The organism is Dyadobacter sp. BE31 (genome assembly GCF_031457695.1).
Lineage (GTDB): Bacteria > Bacteroidota > Bacteroidia > Cytophagales > Spirosomataceae > Dyadobacter.
This window is the reverse complement of the sequence record NZ_JAVDXA010000002.1, coordinates 12,275-27,779: the sequence shown is the minus strand read 5'-3', so window position 1 is coordinate 27,779 and position 15,505 is coordinate 12,275. Positions and strand designations below refer to the sequence as shown.

Genomic DNA, 15,505 nt, shown 5'->3' with positions numbered 1-15,505 from the left:
TTAAACTAAAATTCATGAGAATTGTAAAGATCTTAATGGCCGCATTGGCCCTATTGACCACATTCAATACACGGGCTTCGGATAAAAAAGTAGTTATCGTAACCGGTTCCGCCTCAGGCATCGGAAAAGCAACTTGTGAACGGCTTTTGAAAGAAGGATACATCGTATATGGTGGCGATATTGAATTAGAAAAAAACCAGTATCTGGACAAGACCGGCGGACACTCGCTTATATTGGACGTAACCAAAGATGACCAGGTAAAAGCAGCAGTAGACCGGGTAATAAAAGAGCAAGGTAAAATAGACATCCTGTTCAATAACGCCGGTTTTGGTGTCATGGGCACCAACGAAGAGACCACGATGGAAGACGCCCAAAAAGTAATGGACGTCAATTTCTATGGTTATGTAAGGATGATAAAGGCCGTGTTACCACAAATGAGGGCACAAAAGTCAGGACGTATCATCAACACCACATCAATGGGTGGAAAAATCTATTTCCCTCTCGCGGGTATCTATCATGCCTCTAAACACGCTTTGGAAGGATGGTTGGATGTATTACGGTTGGAAGTGAAGGAATTTGGTATCAAGGTGGTTATCATCGAACCGGGATTTATCAATACCAATTTCTACAACGTTTCCGGAGATTACGGGAAAAAATATGGAGCGAACACGGCATACGGACACATCTTTGAACCCATAGCCAAAGCCCCCCTGCCTAAAATGTCGGAGCCTGATGTTATTGCCAAAGTGGTAGCCAAGGCGATTACGAAGAGAAACCCTAAAACAAGGTATGTGAAGGGGAAAAGTGCGAAAATGCTCATATGGATGAGAAACACCTTAGGCGATAAAATGTATGACCGCATTGTAATGAGCCAGTTGAAGTAAATATGGGTCGCCACATCAATCACAATCATTCTAAAAACCAAATAATATGAGAATTATCAATCTGACAATTGCGCTGTTATTAGCAGTGTTCTGTCAAACCTTCGCACAGACCGGGGAAAATGCCATTCTGGGCAAGTGGGAATCCGATAAAAAAGACGTTCGTCTGGAATTTTACAAGGCAGGTAATGAATACCAGGCAAGACTGCTCTGGGGCAATAAAGTCGTTGAAAGCGATGGGGTGACTTCCAGGAAGGATACCAAAAACCCAGACGAAAAGCTACGTTCCAGGAATATTCTCGGCATCACCAGCGTAACGGGATTAACATGGGATGGCAACGAGTTTACCGGAGGCAAAATTTATAACCCACCATCGGGCGATACTTACAAATGTAAGGTTTGGCTCGAAAAAGGGAAGCTCAATTTGCGGGGATATATGGGCGTTTCTATGTTCGGACAGACCGCAACTTTCCATCGGCTGTAACTAACAACCATTTTAATGCCGTCACTTGACCGGCCAGCGGCTATTGTGATTTCAACCCGAAATTTTTTGAGCGCTTTTAACCATAATATATTTGCTATGGATTTTTTTCAGAACACCATCAACTGGATTAAGGGCGAGCTCTTCGAGGCCTCATTAATCCTTTCCTTTGGCCTGGTTACAGTGCTCGCTGCATTCCTATTCTGGAAATTCGGCACCACACCCAATGCAAAGGCCTTGTTTTTTCCCTTGCTGATATGCGGCCTTGTCTACACCACCATTGGTAGCGGAATGCGGATCAGCAACCCGAAACGAATGACCAAATATCAGCACGAGTACAAAGTGAACAGGGCCGCTTTCATCCAGGCTGAAAAAAAACGTGTAGAAGACTTCCAGTATGGCTACACTATTTCGAAAATAGTTGCCTCCCTTTTCTTCCCGATGACCGTACTAATCTTCTGGCTCACCAAGAACCCGACATGGCAAGGGATCGGCATTGGCCTGGCCTATTTTGCTCTTTCAGGGCTAGTCATTGACTATTTCTCACAAGAGCGCGCCGATATCTACTACAAAGCGATTCGACAGGCTTTGTCTTGAACTGCGGGGTTGACTCAGGTCAATATTAACCGAGCCATCAATCTCACACCAGAAGGTATTATCATCCAAAGGATCAATGTACATGCTTAATAAACACATCCAACCGGATCAACCTGGGTTGTACCACCTTAAAATAAAGTTATGAGAAAGTCAATAAGTATATTCGCAGGCTGCGCGATAGCGCTATTGTTGGCAGGATTGATATTCGTTAAGATAAGATATGGTACCGGAAAATACTATCCTGATTTCAGTGGCAGTGGTGCTGCCGATATCCTGAACCTTGAAAAGATTATACAGCTTGACTATCCGCCAGGTAACATTGCCATTGCCGAAAACGGTCACGTTTACTTTAATTACCATCCGCTTTGCCGGCCTGGTAGCTTTACAGCTGCAACGGTGTTTGAATGGCACAACGGAAAAATCTCCCCCTTTCCATCCCTTGAAGCGCAGAAAGGGTTCCGCGGTACGTTCGGCATGACCATAGACAGGCAAAACAGGTTATGGTTAATTGAACCGGCTGCGCTCGATTTTGAAAAGACCCGGGTATGTGCCTTTGATCTTGCGACCAGGCAAAAAGTCCACTACTACGAATTTCCAAAAGGCCAGGCGCAATATTCCCAGGATCTGCGCATCACCGCTGATGGAAAGCATGCACTGTTGGCTAACCCGGGCGTACTCCAGTTCACGAATTCAACACTTCTGGCATATTCCTTAAACGACCATACGCTCAGGACCGTGCTGGCGGGAGGCAGAATGAACCCCGAAAACTGGCTAATGAAGACAAACGACGGTAAGCCATACAGGTTGCTTTATGGCTTGCTTAATTTCGGTGGCGGTCTTGACGGAATCGAAATCAGTAAAGACGGCCAGTGGATTTACCTGGCGCCCATGTCGGGATCTCGTTTGTACAGGTTGCCGATGTCAGTGGCCCTGGATGAAAAACTAAACCCTAAAGAAGCCAAAACACAGTTGCAGGACCTGGGGCAAAAGCCGATGAGTGACGGTATAACCATTGACAAGCCGGAAACGTGATCATAACAGATGTTGAACATGGCGGGCTGGTTTCCCTGCCTCCGCAGGGCGGCAGGGCGTATACACTTGCGCGTTCGAAAGATATTCTTTGGGCGGACGGCGTAGCAACAGGGCCGGATAGCGCCTTCTATTTCACCGACAGCCATATTCCTGCCTACCTCGGCCAGATTGCAGCCGCGCCGGAAATGTCAGTCTTGGCAGCTCATAGGCCTTATTTTGCATATCGCTTGAAACAAAGTAAATTGTAGTTAAGATGAAACCGATCGTTCAAATAAAGAGTATTTCTGAAATCAACAGATTTGTAAAAGGGGTCACTAAGCACCCGTTGGTCGCCGTAGTGGATTTTAGTAAGCTCGACGAGCATATCGATGAGGATATCCGTGTAAGCTGCGACTTCTATTCTATCATGTTTAAGAACTACTGTGCCAACAAAATACGTTACGGTAGGCAAACCTATGATTTTCAAGAGGGTAGCCTTGTTTGCATCGCTCCAAGATTGGTACTGACGATGGACTCCGAAATTGAAAAGAAAGACGACATGATCGGATGGGGGCTGTTCTTCCACCCGGATCTGGTAAGGGGAACTTCTCTTGGGGATAAAATGAAGGACTACACTTTCTTCTCCTACGAAACTGCGGAAGCGCTGCACCTCTCCGAGAAAGAAAAGCAAACACTTTTCGACTGCATTTTAAAGATTCAGACTGAACTTGAAGAAAATATTGATAATCACAGCCAGACGCTGATCGTATCAAACATAGAGCTATTGCTGAATTACTGTTCGCGGTACTACGGCAGACAGTTTATCACCAGGAAGAATTCAAACAAAGACGTAGTTTCTCAGGTCAAGACATTGTTGAAGGAATATTTTACGACCGACGGTCTTAGCGACAAGGGACTACCAACAGTAAAATACCTGGCCGAAATGGTCCATTTATCGCCAAACTATCTGAGTGATCTTCTCAAGAAGGAAACAGGGATGAATACGCAGGACCACATCCATTACTTCCTGATTGAAGAGGCAAAAAACATACTATTGAATTCAGATGCGTCGGTGAGCGAAATCGCGTACGCGTTGGGCTTCGAGTATCCTCAGTATTTCAGTAAACTCTTCAAACAAAAGACAGGAACTACTCCGCAGGAATTTAGGAACCTCAACTAGCACTCCCCTCAACCGCACCAATTCGGTTTGGACTTCAATGAGTCCAATAGTACTGTTATATGCGAGTTATATTGGACAATCCGGTGCCGTTGACCATCGGATTCCGTGCCAGATTGACCATCGATAGATTATTACCTACGCAGGTTAAGCATCTATTCAACCACTTATCCTGGTCACTTTCTCCCGTAATAGACTGTCCTTGAATTCCGAATTGAGGTGGTCAGTGACTCCGAATTATCCAGGCAATGCTCAGCAGTTGGGTCAAAGGGAGCTTTTCCTTATTTTCCGGGGTAACAAAAAGACGCTCACGGTAAACGATGGGTTTGAGCTCGTCGACAAAAACATAGAGGCAGCCGCTGACAGCAATCAAAAACACAAAAAGCCCGGACACAAGTCCGAGCCAGAGGTGTAAAAAGCTGACCACCTTTTTGAATTCATATTCGCTAAAACCGATATCCTACGGTAAGGTTAAATCTGCGCCCGTTTCCTCTCCGGTAATCAATGGCTGTGCCATAAAACTGGGCGATAGCCGGGTAATAAACTGTGTTAAGTAAGTTTTCGATACCCAAATCAGCTTTCAGGTTTTCCGTAATCTTGTAGCCCAAAGACAAATTAAATGTATTGTAAGATTCGATCGGCCCTTCCCCGATTGGATAAACGCCTTTTTCGTTAGGTGCAAACCGGTCCCTTTTACCCACATACAGCCAGTTCAGGTCAGCATTAAAACGGGCTTTGCTGTACCTGGCATAAGCTGCGATTTTCACCGGCGTGATGCGGTTTGAGTTCAGATATTTATCGGTTGGGCCGTTGAAATTGCCGTCACCGTCCTTGTCCCCTTTACCTTCCACAAAAGCATAGTTACCTCCCAAGACGAAGTTGTTCGTTACCTGATAATCCACCTGGAATTCGTAACCCCAAACCCGCTCGGGCAACCGTTCTGCCACGTATTTGCCATCCACCAGCAGTAAATTGGAACCTAATTTCGACGTGCTGTAATAATAAGCAGCCGACACATTCAATGGCCCCAGGGCACTGCTGAAACCAACTTCATAGTTGTTTACAATGATCGGCTCGGTTTGTAAACTGGCCACCGTATTCTCGTTCGCAGCCCGTAATATTCTTCCCAGATCGAAAATCGAGAACGATTGCGAATAGCTGACAAATGGATTGAACCGCTTAAATTTTGAATACCGAAGCCCTGCATTGAACACAAACGCATTGTAATCCAGCTTTCCGCCCGTTACATTAATGCTTCCTGCGCCGTTGGGACCTGTGGCCAGCGTGGCGTAATCGGCGATGTCCATTTTGATGTTTTCAGCACGCAAGCCTGTTTTCAGGTTCAGGTATTCAAACCATTGCGTCGTAAGCTGGGCGTAAGGTGCCAGGTTGTTCATATTAATGCGCGGTACCCAGGAGCGGCCGTCCACCAGATTTTGCTCTGTTTTATCGTTCAATATATCCACGCCATAAGTGACGTCTCCCGACAGTTTGGACGAAACGGTGAAGGGTGTGTTCAGGTTAAGCCTGAAACCTTTCTTGGTGGAAATGATGGCGGATTGTCCGCTGCCAAAAAATGATTCTGAATTGGAATAAACCGTCCAGAAATCCTGCAAATACACATTGGCAGTCAGAGAAGTCCGACCCACAATATTTTTATTGGTATACTGAATATTGGCATTGTGGTTGTAGCGGGTTCCCTCGTCAATTCCTTTCCGGGTTCCCCACACGCCGATCGCGGGAGATTGCCTGTAAACACCGGCTTTGGCCACGTAAGCCGAATGCTGGTTGGAGCTGTAATAATTATACATGGCCTCAATTCGCTGCGAACCATTGAAATTGTAACCCACCTTCGCGAATGCATTGTATATTTTGGTTTCTCCCAGTCCGTAATCGGGAGATATCACCAAGCCTTTTGGGTCCCGGTAAACGCCGGTTTTTTCATACATTCCGCTTACTACATAGTCGAACTTGGCTACCCGTCCGTACAGTTGCTGTGAGGCACGGAAACCCAGCGTGCTATCTCCCCGGGTATTTCCAGTCAGGCTCAATTGGCTGTATCCGCCGATTTTCCGGTCCGTTTTTGGCGTTTTTGTGATGTAGTTCATTAGCCCGCCGTCGGCACCGTTTCCGTAAATCGCCGTGGCACCTTTAATCACCTCCACCCGCTCGATCACCGAAGGGTCGATCGATCTGATATCCCGTCCTCCGGCTCTGAGCGGAGTGGATTGTGGTATCCCATCAATCAGCACAAGCAGGTTTCGGCCACGCAATGTTTGTCCTGAGTTACCTGTTTGATTGGTAGAAGCTCCCAAGCCCGGAACTGAAAAAGCCAGAATGTTGGCAATGTTGGGGCTTATGGTTGAGAGTGCACCAATTTCCTTCGAATTGACGACCGTTACAGATGACGGCGTTTCTGCCAGCGACTCCACCCTGCGTCCCGCGGATACAATAACTTCATCGAGCTGCGAAGAACTTTCTTTTAGCTCAAAATCGAGGCTTTGTTCCGCGCCCGCATCAAGTGTAATGTCTTTATCCTGAATCGTATATCCGATAAAAGAAGCTCTGATTGAGACATTTCCTTTGGGCAAATTACCAAGCCGGTAACTCCCGTCGCCGTTTGCGGTGGTGCCTATATTGGTCCCTTTTACAATGACAGAAGCAAACGGGATGGGCTGATTATTATTATCTAAAACGATCCCCCGGATCACTCCAGAATCAGATTGGGCGTAAGCGAGGTGGAAGGAACAAATGGAAGCGATAAAGAATAGTAGGGAGTGTAATCTTACTTTCATCAAGCAAACGTTTAGTTTTCGCAAAAGTAAAATTATTTATACTAATTAAAAATAATATTGCTGTTTATCTCTGGCGATCTGGATGCGCTGCCTTATCTCTGAGACGTGAAGATGCTTCGATTTATACAACTTTTTCTTTTTCAACAGAAGCGGCCGCTTCTGCTTTCAGGATGGCATTGTATCATTGATAAAATTGTCAGCTGGGATATATTTGTCGCAGTGGGCAGCGTCGCAATTTTCCTGGCGTTTGCGACCGTGAGTTTTCAGAGCGTCAAAGCTGTCTTGCCCAATCCGGTAAACTCTTTGCAGAGCGAATAATTTGTCTTTCGAACTGGGATAACTCAGACCGAAAATAATGCACGGACCAAGATCTGTCGTGAAAAGAAATAACTAATTTTATACCACTACATCCAGGAAACCCTGCTTTCAATCGTCGGAATACCTGTAAGGACACCATTACTTTCTTGTTAAAAGTCTCGATTTTTTAATTGCCGTTATCCCAAGGGGGACCGATTACCTTAATTACTTATATGCAATTCGATCATGACTAACACAAAGAGAATTCGCGGCCCGTTGGGTATACACATTGAGGGAATACAGGTTATTCTCAACGTCAGGGACATGGAAGCCAGCAGGGCATTTTATAAGGGAATACTCGGTTTCGAAGAAGTTGACTGGGGAACCGATGATTTCACCAGCGTGAACCGGGAAAATGTGCAAAGGTGGGCAGGGCAATCCGGGAACCTGGATCTGGATCGGCTTTGATGGAGATATTTATCAATTATATGAAGAGCTAAAAGCGAAAGGCGTTGCAATAAGGCAGCCTCCGGTAAGATATGACTGGGCGGTAGAATTGCACGTAGAAGATCCTGACGGGCATGTGCTCAGGTTCGGCACTGACCCGGAAGCAGGCGCTGAAACTGAAAGCGCATCGATTTGAGATCTTTTACCCTGAGATTTGCCACGGAATTAGGTCGTCAACTTCTCTGAAACACTTATTGTGAACGCCATATTGTCCATCATGATACGAGATGAAAATATCAAGGCCCATCCATCCGGACTTCCTATCCCTGTTGGCCTTTAAGGACCCCGATCTGGTTTACCTTTTCAAAGATTTAAGAGAATACATTTTGGACCTGTGTCCGGACAGCAATGAACTACTCTATCACACGCATGCGCTAACCGCCGTTTTTTCAATTTCCGACAAACTATCAGATGCATTTTGCATGTTGCCCATCTACACAAATCATTTGAATTTGGGTTTTAACAAAGGAACGCTTTTAAAAGATCCGGAAAAGCTATTGACCGGAACAGGGAATCTAATCAGGCACATAAACGTAAATGAACCTGGCGATTATCGAAACCCCAAAGTAGAGGATCTCATTAAAGAAGCGGTTGACTTTGCCAAAAAAGATATGGACAGGCCAACAAAATCGACAGGCAAGACGATATCTAAAATTAAGAAAAAACAATATTAACCGCCCGGCACAATGTCCATTGGTTAAGGGCAGCTCCCCAAGAAAGCAGTTGGGAGAAATCATCATTTCTCCCCCTGCTTTTTCGGATAATACTCCACAAGATCAATGTAATGGGATGCCTGGTGACGATCGTATAGGACAGAAGCTGAATTACCTAGCGTTTTATCAAAGAATTCGCGCGTATACCTGCACGTGGTCTGCAATACTTGCACAGCCAGCGCTGCCTTTGCGGCGCTTTCTGCCTGCAACAACGGTAAATCACTGAAACTCATATGGCTGGTGCTGTCGAAACGGAGCAACACATGAAAACTACCTCCCGTAGCAGCCAGCGCCCGCTTTTTGCTATCGCGCAAACTGTCCACCAGCATGTTCAGCGCTACGAGCGTCATGCCCAAAGAGGCTGCATCGTTCTCATCGGGTGGTACATTACGGACCCTTTCAAAGAGCAAGAAGGTCTGCGCCATTCCTCTACCATCTGCTGTCAGATAAAATGGTTGCATCATAGCTACGCCATCCTGATCTGCGCAGCTTTTAATGCGCGGGTCGAGCTGACAGGCCCGGGCCGCCGCTCGGCCACCCGAAGAGTGCCCCATAGCGCCCACCCGAGCCAGGTCCATATGCCCGGCAATAGGCGTTGTAGCCGACGGTTTTGCTCCATTAATCGCAAATAGCCGGTCCAATGCAAAACGAATATCTGCGGCCCACCATTCAATCCGTTGATTTTCATAGGCGATATGCTCCAACTCCGTGCTGCCAGCAGCTTTCCGTTGTTTGGTTTCAAAAATTATCTGCCTGCCATCCGAAAACGATACGAGCCAGGCATCGTAAGGGTGCGAAAGTGCTACTACAATGTACCCGTGGCTTGCCAGGTCCTCGATTTGTGCTGTATACAACTGGGTGATCATCCCCATCCCGTGTGAAAAGAAGATTACCGGGGCCCGTTTCAGGTGGCGATTAAAATGGGCATTTTCCCTCGCATGCGTGCGAATGGAGCCCGACCGGATCAGCGCCACGCCACGATCAACCAAAAAAGACGACAGCCCCCTCTCACCAAGGGCGCGCTTAATTGCAGTAGTATCCAGATAAGGCACTAATGCCTGACTGGTTTGTTCAGCAGGATACCATATATCTGCCACAATGCGCCGACTGCTGGGTTCCCCACCCAGGATTTCTTGCCTGGATGTATCAGTCCATTCAACCCTGTAATGCCCTATATCGGACTTCCCAGACGGTAAGGGAAGACTTTGCGCTCGCGTAGACACGGGCCGCCAGAAAAATATGACCAGCAAAGTAAGAAGGACGTATACTCGTACTGGCTTTTTCATAATAGGACCTACTGAACACCTTCGTTAGTTCGCTTTCGCTTTAACAATAAAGATACGGGGTCTGATTTAAACAACGAAAAGAACCGCGGGGATTCGCCGGACATGACCCCTGCTAACCGCACTTGAATACCTCGACGCGACCTTCCCTACCGGCGCTAGGCAATGTCGGACGTGGTATCTCCGCTGCTAATATTTTGCCGGTGTCGTCAATGGACGCAGTCTCAACTGTTCCGCCTGTCTGTCTGTGCGGGAGTGATTTCAAGTGTAACGTGTTCATATCTGTAAGAGAGACGCTTTTCCTGCAAGTGAATAGAGAGGCAATCATGTCCACTATTAGTGATATTTTGTCATATATACTTGACAAAAAGAAATGTTTACCTATCTTTACAATAGCTAAACATTCAACATCTAAACTTATGGAACGATCTGAAAAAAACGTAAGCCGAAATTCTGTAATCTTCGCGCTCGTTTACGGAGCCACCTACCTGCCCGCGGCGTTGTTATTAAAACATCAGATGGTAAGCAAGCCGCTATCGCTAGTTATAGCGATAGTGCCGATTGCCACATTCGCCTTTTATATTCTGAAATTAATCAGGGCCTTTTCGGTGATGGACGAGGTAAAGCAGCGGGTGCAGTTGGAGGCAGTAGTGATCGGGTTCTCGTTGACAGCCATGTTGGTCATGCTCCTGTTTTTGCTGGAACTTTGTGGCGTTTCAAATCCAGGCTGGTTCGGTTATGGCCATTTGGTAGGATACTGCTGGATCTTTTATTTTATTGGCTGGTTCATCTCGAAGAAAAAATACGGTGTATGAAGAACACGATAAAGGTGGAACGTGCAAAGAAAAACTGGACCCAAGCCGATCTGGCAAAGGAGATAGGGATCTCGCGGCAAGGCTTAAATTCAATCGAAACCGGCAAGTTCATTCCATCGACTGTGCTGGCCCTGCGAATGGCAAAGGCTTTTAATACTACAGTCGAAGTATTGTTCCAATTAGATGACAAAGAGCAATAACCCCAAAATATGCGTTAAGAACTTCGGTCGGGAAGGAAATAAAACCAATATGCCACCTGTTGAGAGAACACGCAACGTCTATGCCTTATTGAAACTTAGATAAAAAAGAAAAAAGTCATCCTGGTGATATGGGATTATCTATTTGCGATCGAAATAAGAAGAAGCGAGTATCTTTTGTCGCAATTACCCATTTATCGCCTATCCTCAGCAGATTAATATAGTCGGCGTGGTTCTGCCAATAGCAGCACCGGTTTAGGTTAAATTGGGATTAAATTTTCCGGTGACGGTTTCTGGCCAGGAGTCTCCTCTAAAATTCTTCAAAATTGACTTCTACGTTTGCTTCAACATCAAACGTACCTCATGAAGCCCCTTATTGCTACCGCACTCCTCTTACTTTTTGTCCGGATAAATGCTTCCGGCCAAAGCAAGTCCAATGCGAAAATCATCGGCAACATCACCGATGCTGCTACAAGTAAACCTGTGGAATACGCCTCCGTAGGCATCAGTGACCAACTGACCAATCGGGTCGTTAACGGAGCGGTCACAGATTCGTCGGGTTATTTTGAAATCAACGACCTGGCCGCCGGTACATTTATGGTCAACATTGATTTTATTGGCTATGAAAAAAAGTCAGTCCAAATTGTGGTAGTGTCTGGTAAAGTGGTTAACCTACATACGATTACCTTGGCTCCTTCCGTGAAAACACTGGCGGAAGTGACGGTTACCGGGCAGGCAGCCATCGTCGAAAATCAGATTGATAAAATCGTTTACAATACCGCCAACGACATTACCTCGCAAGCCGGCGTTGCGCTGGATGTGCTCAAAAAAGTGCCGCAGGTGTCAGTCGATATCGACGGCAATGTAGAGCTGCAAGGTAATCCCAATGTCCGCTTCCTGATCAATGGCAAGCCATCGAGCGTTTTTGGCAACAGCCTCACCGACGCGTTAGCCTCTATTCCCGCCAGCCAGATCAAAAGCATTGAGGCTATTACCAGTCCGGGTGCGAAATACGATGCTCAAGGCACAGGCGGCATTATCAACATCATACTGAAAGACAACCGCTTGCTAGGCGTCAACGGCAGCGCAAACCTGACCGCCGGTACGAGGCTGGAGAACGGCTCGGTAAACCTGAATTTCCGGAAAAACAATTTTGGACTGAACGCATTTTTCAGCGGCAACAAACAGCTCAACTCGCGCACGCCGAGCACACAGGACCGCATTTCCACGGAACCGTCCGGCAACCAGACCCACCTGCTTCAAAACGGCTACCAGGATTTTCAAAGAAGTGGTTACCGGTCGGGTATCGGCTTCGATTGGAGCCCGTCGAAAAAAGACAACCTGATCGGGGCGATCGGTTATAATAGTTTCAGCAATGCGAGCCGCGGCATAACAAATATCACCCAGTCGGCATTAAACGAAAATGGTATGCCAGTGTCAACCTCGGATATCTTGCGCAATTCCAGCAGCCAAGGCGGTATCAATGCAGTAGATTGGAGTTTGAATTATATTAAAAAACTCAAAAAGGACGGTCAGGAGCTGAATGTGATGTACAGTTCCAGCTTTGGTAAGCCACGCAACAGCTACAACCAGGTACAAAGTCTCGCACCCGAACGGGTCTCTTATGCAGGAACAACCGGCAGCACGCCGGGTAACGACAAGCAAACGAACATTTCCATCGATTACTCCCACCCTATTAAAAAAGGTTTCGTGATTGAAACCGGTGTTAAAACGGTATTGCAGGAGATTTCCAGCGTGGCCGATATTCAGGTTTTCCGCCCATCGCAAAATGCCTATATCCCCGATCCCGCCCAATCTTATCGGCTGGGTTACAATATGAAGATCTACGCCGGCTACCTGTCAGCGACATTTCCTCTTTTTCATTTCCTGAATGTGAAAGCAGGCGCGCGCTTCGAGCATACCGATGTTAAAATCACTTACCCGAATACTTCCATTCCATCGTACAACAACCTGGTACCGTCTTTGATTTTCTCGCACAATTTCAAGGATGAGCAGTCACTCAAGCTGGCATTCACGCGCCGAATCGAAAGGGCCGAGTACCGGGATATTAACCCGTTCATGAACCTGAGCGATCCTTACAATATTACGACGGGCAACCCGCTGCTCAAACCAGAGATCGGCAATAACTTTGAATTGGGATATAATAAAACATTCAAAAATGGCGGCAATATCTACCTAGCATTGATCGAACGCATCAATACCGACGACGTCAAACCCTACACGGTCCTATATCCTACCTACCTGATCGGCGATTCGACTTATGTGAATGTTTCGGTTACCAATCGGCAAAATATCGGGGTAGAATACAACTCCGGCGTGAGCGTTTCGGGTTCCATACCCATTATCAGCCAGCTCAACGTGCGCGGGAACGTGATGGTTACCCAGAAACGCGTGGTCAACAACCTGCTCGACGGCAATGTGAGCAACGGCATTAACTGGCGTTTCAATCTGAATGCCAGTTATCAGCTTCCCAAGGACATGATCCTGGAAGGTTTTGGAAATTATTCGTCGGCGATCAACACCATTCAGGGTAAGCGGCCACAGCAACTGACTTACAACTTCGCTTTCCGCAAGCAGTTTCATCACAAAAATGCCAGCATCGGGCTGACTGCCACCAATCCATTTACCAAATACATCAGCCAGGTCACTACCATCCGGACCGCCAACTACGTTTCAACCAACACCGTGTTGATCCCTTACCGGTCCTTCGGCGTCAGCCTCGCCTACAAATTTGGCAAGCTCGAATTCAAGAAAGGCAAAGAGCAGGGCAACGACTTTCTGCACAGCGCCCCAAGCAGCGATAATTAAGTCTGCGGCAACTCTATTCGCTCGTCCCGCTGGTCCTGGGCCGACTGATCTCTAACGGAAGTTCCGAAGAATCCATCAGAAATGAACTCGATGAAGAGCGGAATGAAATAATTCCTCATTTTAAAACACGCCTGGACGACTACCTGCAATTTTCACCGCTCGCCGTCGCTTGTGGCCTAGATGCATTTGGTATTAAATCCAAAACCGATTTGCGAACCGGACCGCTATTCTGGAAAAGGGAGAAATCGTTGCGCTTGGCACGGCCACTGTATTGAAGAAGGCCATGCACACACTCAGGCCTGACTCAGGTTCGTGTACCTCATTCCCGTCCGGGACACGACGCAGGCATTTGCAGCCGACACCTTTCTGGGCGAAGAGTACAAAGACCGCTATCCCTGAATGCCATATTCGGTCGCTTCGTCGGTCGGGCTGCTACGTATCGCCAACAACCGGCATTACATCAGCGACGCACTGGTGGGCGGTATAGGTTACCTTGCGATAAAAACCGCTTACTAGACGCATCGATACGAATGGGGAAAAAGCGGCGAGGTACCGCTACGAATACGTTTTAAGATGATTTTTAAGAATATCCAGGTTAATTTGCTTCTGTTCGTTAAGCGTACTATGGCAATAGGTTGTGTGGTAGCTGTGCGATTCGAGCAACCGGATTGTGCCCGCCACCCACTTTGTTTCACTGATCATGCAGCCATTGACCGTTTCTACTTCCCGCCGCATCAACTTGTCACGGGTGAATAATTCCCGTGTGCCAAAATGATACAGATCAGCATCGCAAACGATTTGCTCTAACAGGCCAGCCGGACACTGAGGTAGTCGCGTAGCCAATATACAGCCTCCGATGGGGTCGATAAGCCCGCCTGGCAGGTGATGCTCCATCAAAAATCCCCGAACCATGTCAGCCCCCAGGAGCTCGTGACCTTGCTGTCCTGAAAACAAATACCCGATATCATGAAACCAGGCCGCGGTGGTCGCAATGAACAGCTCGCGCTCCGAAAGTTGGTAATGAGCCGAGATCTCCCGAGTACGTGAGACAACCGTACGCGTATGGGTCAGGTTATGAAATGCCAGGGCCGGGTTGGGATGATGCTCAAAAAGACGGATAATATGGCTTTCCACGATCCCGGCTAACATTCCGTAATTCATTGCGATGTTATTGTTTAAATATCGAATCGCTATACCGATAGCTGATAGACATAAAACTCCGAACCAAAACTGAATTTTTTTGGAAGAATACTAAAATAGGTGTTAGAAATTCCCGGGATTTCGGGTGTTTTCACGGCGTGTCGACCGGGCATGCTGGCCACCGAGGTGATCAAGGTAGTCAATAGGCCCACTCAGCAGTGAATGCTCAAATAGATCCCCGGCCAAATTAAGAAAGGGACATTGTTGCTACTTATCGAGAAAGCACAGGCGGAAACAGTTTATTGAATTGTGTTTCTATCAAATATTATTACAACTTCAAGCGGCGCAACCATTAAATGAGCAGGCCTTGACCAAATTGATATGTGGAAGTATTATACGCTTCTCTCGGCGCTCTTTGCAGCATTTGCGTCTATTCTCGCTAAAATCGGGTTTAAAGGGATAAGCGGGGATGTAGCTACGGCAGTAAGGACGGTCGTCACCCTGGTTATTGCGTAGGGAATTGTGCTCTTCGGCGGACAATTGAACCAGATAAGAGAAATCAATGGAAGCACCCTGCTGTTTCTGACGCTTTCAGGAGCTGCAACCGCACTATCCTGGATTTTTATTTCAAAGCGTTGCAAATCGGAGACGTTTCCAAGATCGCACCATCGACAAACTGAGTGTCGCAGTAGCGACCGGCCTTCCTATTCTCATTTTGAAAGGGCCGGTTGAGCCTAAAAACTTTTAGGTGCGTTGATGATTGTCGGTGGCACTTTAGTTAT

17 protein-coding genes are annotated in these 15,505 nt (G+C 47.0%); 13 read left to right on the top strand and 4 right to left on the bottom strand.

The features are described from left to right. The first annotated feature begins 14 nt into the window (after positions 1–14). The 6 genes from J2Y43_RS09160 (at position 15) to J2Y43_RS09135 (ending at position 4,150) form a co-directional block, all read left to right on the top strand. A complete protein-coding gene (locus tag J2Y43_RS09160) occupies positions 15–884 on the top strand; it encodes an oxidoreductase (protein ID WP_309981884.1) in 870 nt (289 codons plus the stop codon). Between the two features lie 46 nt (positions 885–930). Beyond that, positions 931–1,365, top strand: coding sequence for a DUF2147 domain-containing protein (locus J2Y43_RS09155; RefSeq protein ID WP_309981883.1), 435 nt, complete (start codon positions 931–933; stop codon positions 1,363–1,365). Between the two features lie 96 nt (positions 1,366–1,461). Next, entirely contained in the window at positions 1,462–1,959 is a 498-nt protein-coding gene (locus J2Y43_RS09150; protein ID WP_309981882.1) for a hypothetical protein, read from the top strand. Between the two features lie 189 nt (positions 1,960–2,148). Continuing rightward, on the top strand, positions 2,149–2,991 hold the full coding sequence (locus J2Y43_RS09145; protein WP_309981881.1) for an L-dopachrome tautomerase-related protein: 843 nt from the start codon (positions 2,149–2,151) through the stop codon (positions 2,989–2,991). Then, a complete protein-coding gene (locus tag J2Y43_RS09140; RefSeq protein ID WP_309981880.1) occupies positions 2,988–3,239 on the top strand; it encodes a hypothetical protein in 252 nt (83 codons plus the stop codon). Before J2Y43_RS09145 ends, J2Y43_RS09140 begins: the two co-directional genes overlap by 4 nt. A 5-nt stretch (positions 3,240–3,244) precedes the next feature. After that, positions 3,245–4,150 carry a helix-turn-helix transcriptional regulator gene (locus J2Y43_RS09135; RefSeq protein WP_309981879.1) on the top strand — a complete coding sequence of 302 codons (906 nt, stop codon included), beginning with the start codon at positions 3,245–3,247 and terminating at the stop codon, positions 4,148–4,150. Positions 4,151–4,370: 220 nt separating this feature from the next. Here the strand turns inward: J2Y43_RS09135 and J2Y43_RS09130 are convergent, their stop codons facing one another. Continuing rightward, positions 4,371–4,574, bottom strand: a complete 204-nt coding sequence (locus J2Y43_RS09130; protein WP_309981878.1) for a PepSY-associated TM helix domain-containing protein — start codon at positions 4,572–4,574, stop codon at positions 4,371–4,373. 19 nt (positions 4,575–4,593) lie between these two features. Further along, positions 4,594–6,942, bottom strand: coding sequence for a TonB-dependent receptor domain-containing protein (locus J2Y43_RS09125; RefSeq protein WP_309981877.1), 2,349 nt, complete (start codon positions 6,940–6,942; stop codon positions 4,594–4,596). 543 nt (positions 6,943–7,485) lie between these two features. Between J2Y43_RS09125 and J2Y43_RS09120 the strand changes: the two genes are divergently transcribed. The 3 genes from J2Y43_RS09120 to J2Y43_RS09115 all read left to right on the top strand — a co-directional run bounded on the left by J2Y43_RS09120 (position 7,486) and on the right by J2Y43_RS09115 (position 8,420). Beyond that, on the top strand, positions 7,486–7,707 hold the full coding sequence (locus J2Y43_RS09120; RefSeq protein ID WP_309981876.1) for a VOC family protein: 222 nt from the start codon (positions 7,486–7,488) through the stop codon (positions 7,705–7,707). Then, entirely contained in the window at positions 7,655–7,882 is a 228-nt protein-coding gene (locus J2Y43_RS33555; RefSeq protein WP_409014412.1) for a VOC family protein, read from the top strand. The genes J2Y43_RS09120 and J2Y43_RS33555 overlap by 53 nt, the downstream gene beginning before the upstream one ends. Positions 7,883–7,973: 91 nt before the next feature. Next, positions 7,974–8,420 carry a DUF1801 domain-containing protein gene (locus J2Y43_RS09115; protein ID WP_309981875.1) on the top strand — a complete coding sequence of 149 codons (447 nt, stop codon included), beginning with the start codon at positions 7,974–7,976 and terminating at the stop codon, positions 8,418–8,420. A 62-nt stretch (positions 8,421–8,482) separates the two neighbouring features. Here the strand turns inward: J2Y43_RS09115 and J2Y43_RS09110 are convergent, their stop codons facing one another. Next, positions 8,483–9,556, bottom strand: coding sequence for a hypothetical protein (locus J2Y43_RS09110; protein WP_309981874.1), 1,074 nt, complete (start codon positions 9,554–9,556; stop codon positions 8,483–8,485). Between the two features lie 605 nt (positions 9,557–10,161). Here J2Y43_RS09110 and J2Y43_RS09105 point away from each other — a divergent pair. The 3 genes from J2Y43_RS09105 (at position 10,162) to J2Y43_RS09095 (ending at position 13,583) form a co-directional block, all read left to right on the top strand. Continuing rightward, positions 10,162–10,557: a hypothetical protein gene (locus J2Y43_RS09105; protein WP_309981873.1), complete on the top strand. Its 396-nt coding sequence runs from the start codon at positions 10,162–10,164 to the stop codon at positions 10,555–10,557. Next, positions 10,554–10,757 carry a helix-turn-helix transcriptional regulator gene (locus tag J2Y43_RS09100; RefSeq protein ID WP_309981872.1) on the top strand — a complete coding sequence of 68 codons (204 nt, stop codon included), beginning with the start codon at positions 10,554–10,556 and terminating at the stop codon, positions 10,755–10,757. Before J2Y43_RS09105 ends, J2Y43_RS09100 begins: the two co-directional genes overlap by 4 nt. A gap of 360 nt (positions 10,758–11,117) precedes the next feature. After that, positions 11,118–13,583 (top strand): TonB-dependent receptor domain-containing protein, encoded by a 2,466-nt coding sequence (locus J2Y43_RS09095; protein ID WP_309981871.1) that lies wholly within the window; start codon positions 11,118–11,120, stop codon positions 13,581–13,583. Between the two features lie 555 nt (positions 13,584–14,138). Here the strand turns inward: J2Y43_RS09095 and J2Y43_RS09090 are convergent. Continuing rightward, complete coding sequence (locus tag J2Y43_RS09090; RefSeq protein ID WP_309981870.1) at positions 14,139–14,744, bottom strand: HD domain-containing protein; 606 nt, start codon at positions 14,742–14,744, stop codon at positions 14,139–14,141. Positions 14,745–15,104: 360 nt separating this feature from the next. Between J2Y43_RS09090 and J2Y43_RS09085 the strand changes: the two genes are divergently transcribed. After that, a complete protein-coding gene (locus J2Y43_RS09085; protein WP_309981869.1) occupies positions 15,105–15,239 on the top strand; it encodes a hypothetical protein in 135 nt (44 codons plus the stop codon). The last annotated feature ends 266 nt before the right edge of the window (positions 15,240–15,505 follow it).

Excerpts from the sequence above, each read along its gene's own strand:
- J2Y43_RS09160 (WP_309981884.1), top strand. The coding sequence starts at position 15 with ATGAGAATTGTAAAGATCTTAATGGCCGCATTGGCCCTATTGACCACA.
- J2Y43_RS09155 (WP_309981883.1), top strand. The coding sequence starts at position 931 with ATGAGAATTATCAATCTGACAATTGCGCTGTTATTAGCAGTGTTCTGT.
- J2Y43_RS09150 (WP_309981882.1), top strand. The coding sequence starts at position 1,462 with ATGGATTTTTTTCAGAACACCATCAACTGGATTAAGGGCGAGCTCTTC.
- J2Y43_RS09135 (WP_309981879.1), top strand. The coding sequence starts at position 3,245 with ATGAAACCGATCGTTCAAATAAAGAGTATTTCTGAAATCAACAGATTT.
- J2Y43_RS09125 (WP_309981877.1), bottom strand. The coding sequence starts at position 6,942 with ATGAAAGTAAGATTACACTCCCTACTATTCTTTATCGCTTCCATTTGT.
- J2Y43_RS09120 (WP_309981876.1), top strand. The coding sequence starts at position 7,486 with ATGACTAACACAAAGAGAATTCGCGGCCCGTTGGGTATACACATTGAG.
- J2Y43_RS33555 (WP_409014412.1), top strand. The coding sequence starts at position 7,655 with ATGTGCAAAGGTGGGCAGGGCAATCCGGGAACCTGGATCTGGATCGGC.
- J2Y43_RS09115 (WP_309981875.1), top strand. The coding sequence starts at position 7,974 with ATGAAAATATCAAGGCCCATCCATCCGGACTTCCTATCCCTGTTGGCC.
- J2Y43_RS09105 (WP_309981873.1), top strand. The coding sequence starts at position 10,162 with ATGGAACGATCTGAAAAAAACGTAAGCCGAAATTCTGTAATCTTCGCG.
- J2Y43_RS09100 (WP_309981872.1), top strand. The coding sequence starts at position 10,554 with ATGAAGAACACGATAAAGGTGGAACGTGCAAAGAAAAACTGGACCCAA.
- J2Y43_RS09095 (WP_309981871.1), top strand. The coding sequence starts at position 11,118 with ATGAAGCCCCTTATTGCTACCGCACTCCTCTTACTTTTTGTCCGGATA.
- J2Y43_RS09090 (WP_309981870.1), bottom strand. The coding sequence starts at position 14,744 with ATGAATTACGGAATGTTAGCCGGGATCGTGGAAAGCCATATTATCCGT.
- J2Y43_RS09085 (WP_309981869.1), top strand. The coding sequence starts at position 15,105 with ATGTGGAAGTATTATACGCTTCTCTCGGCGCTCTTTGCAGCATTTGCG.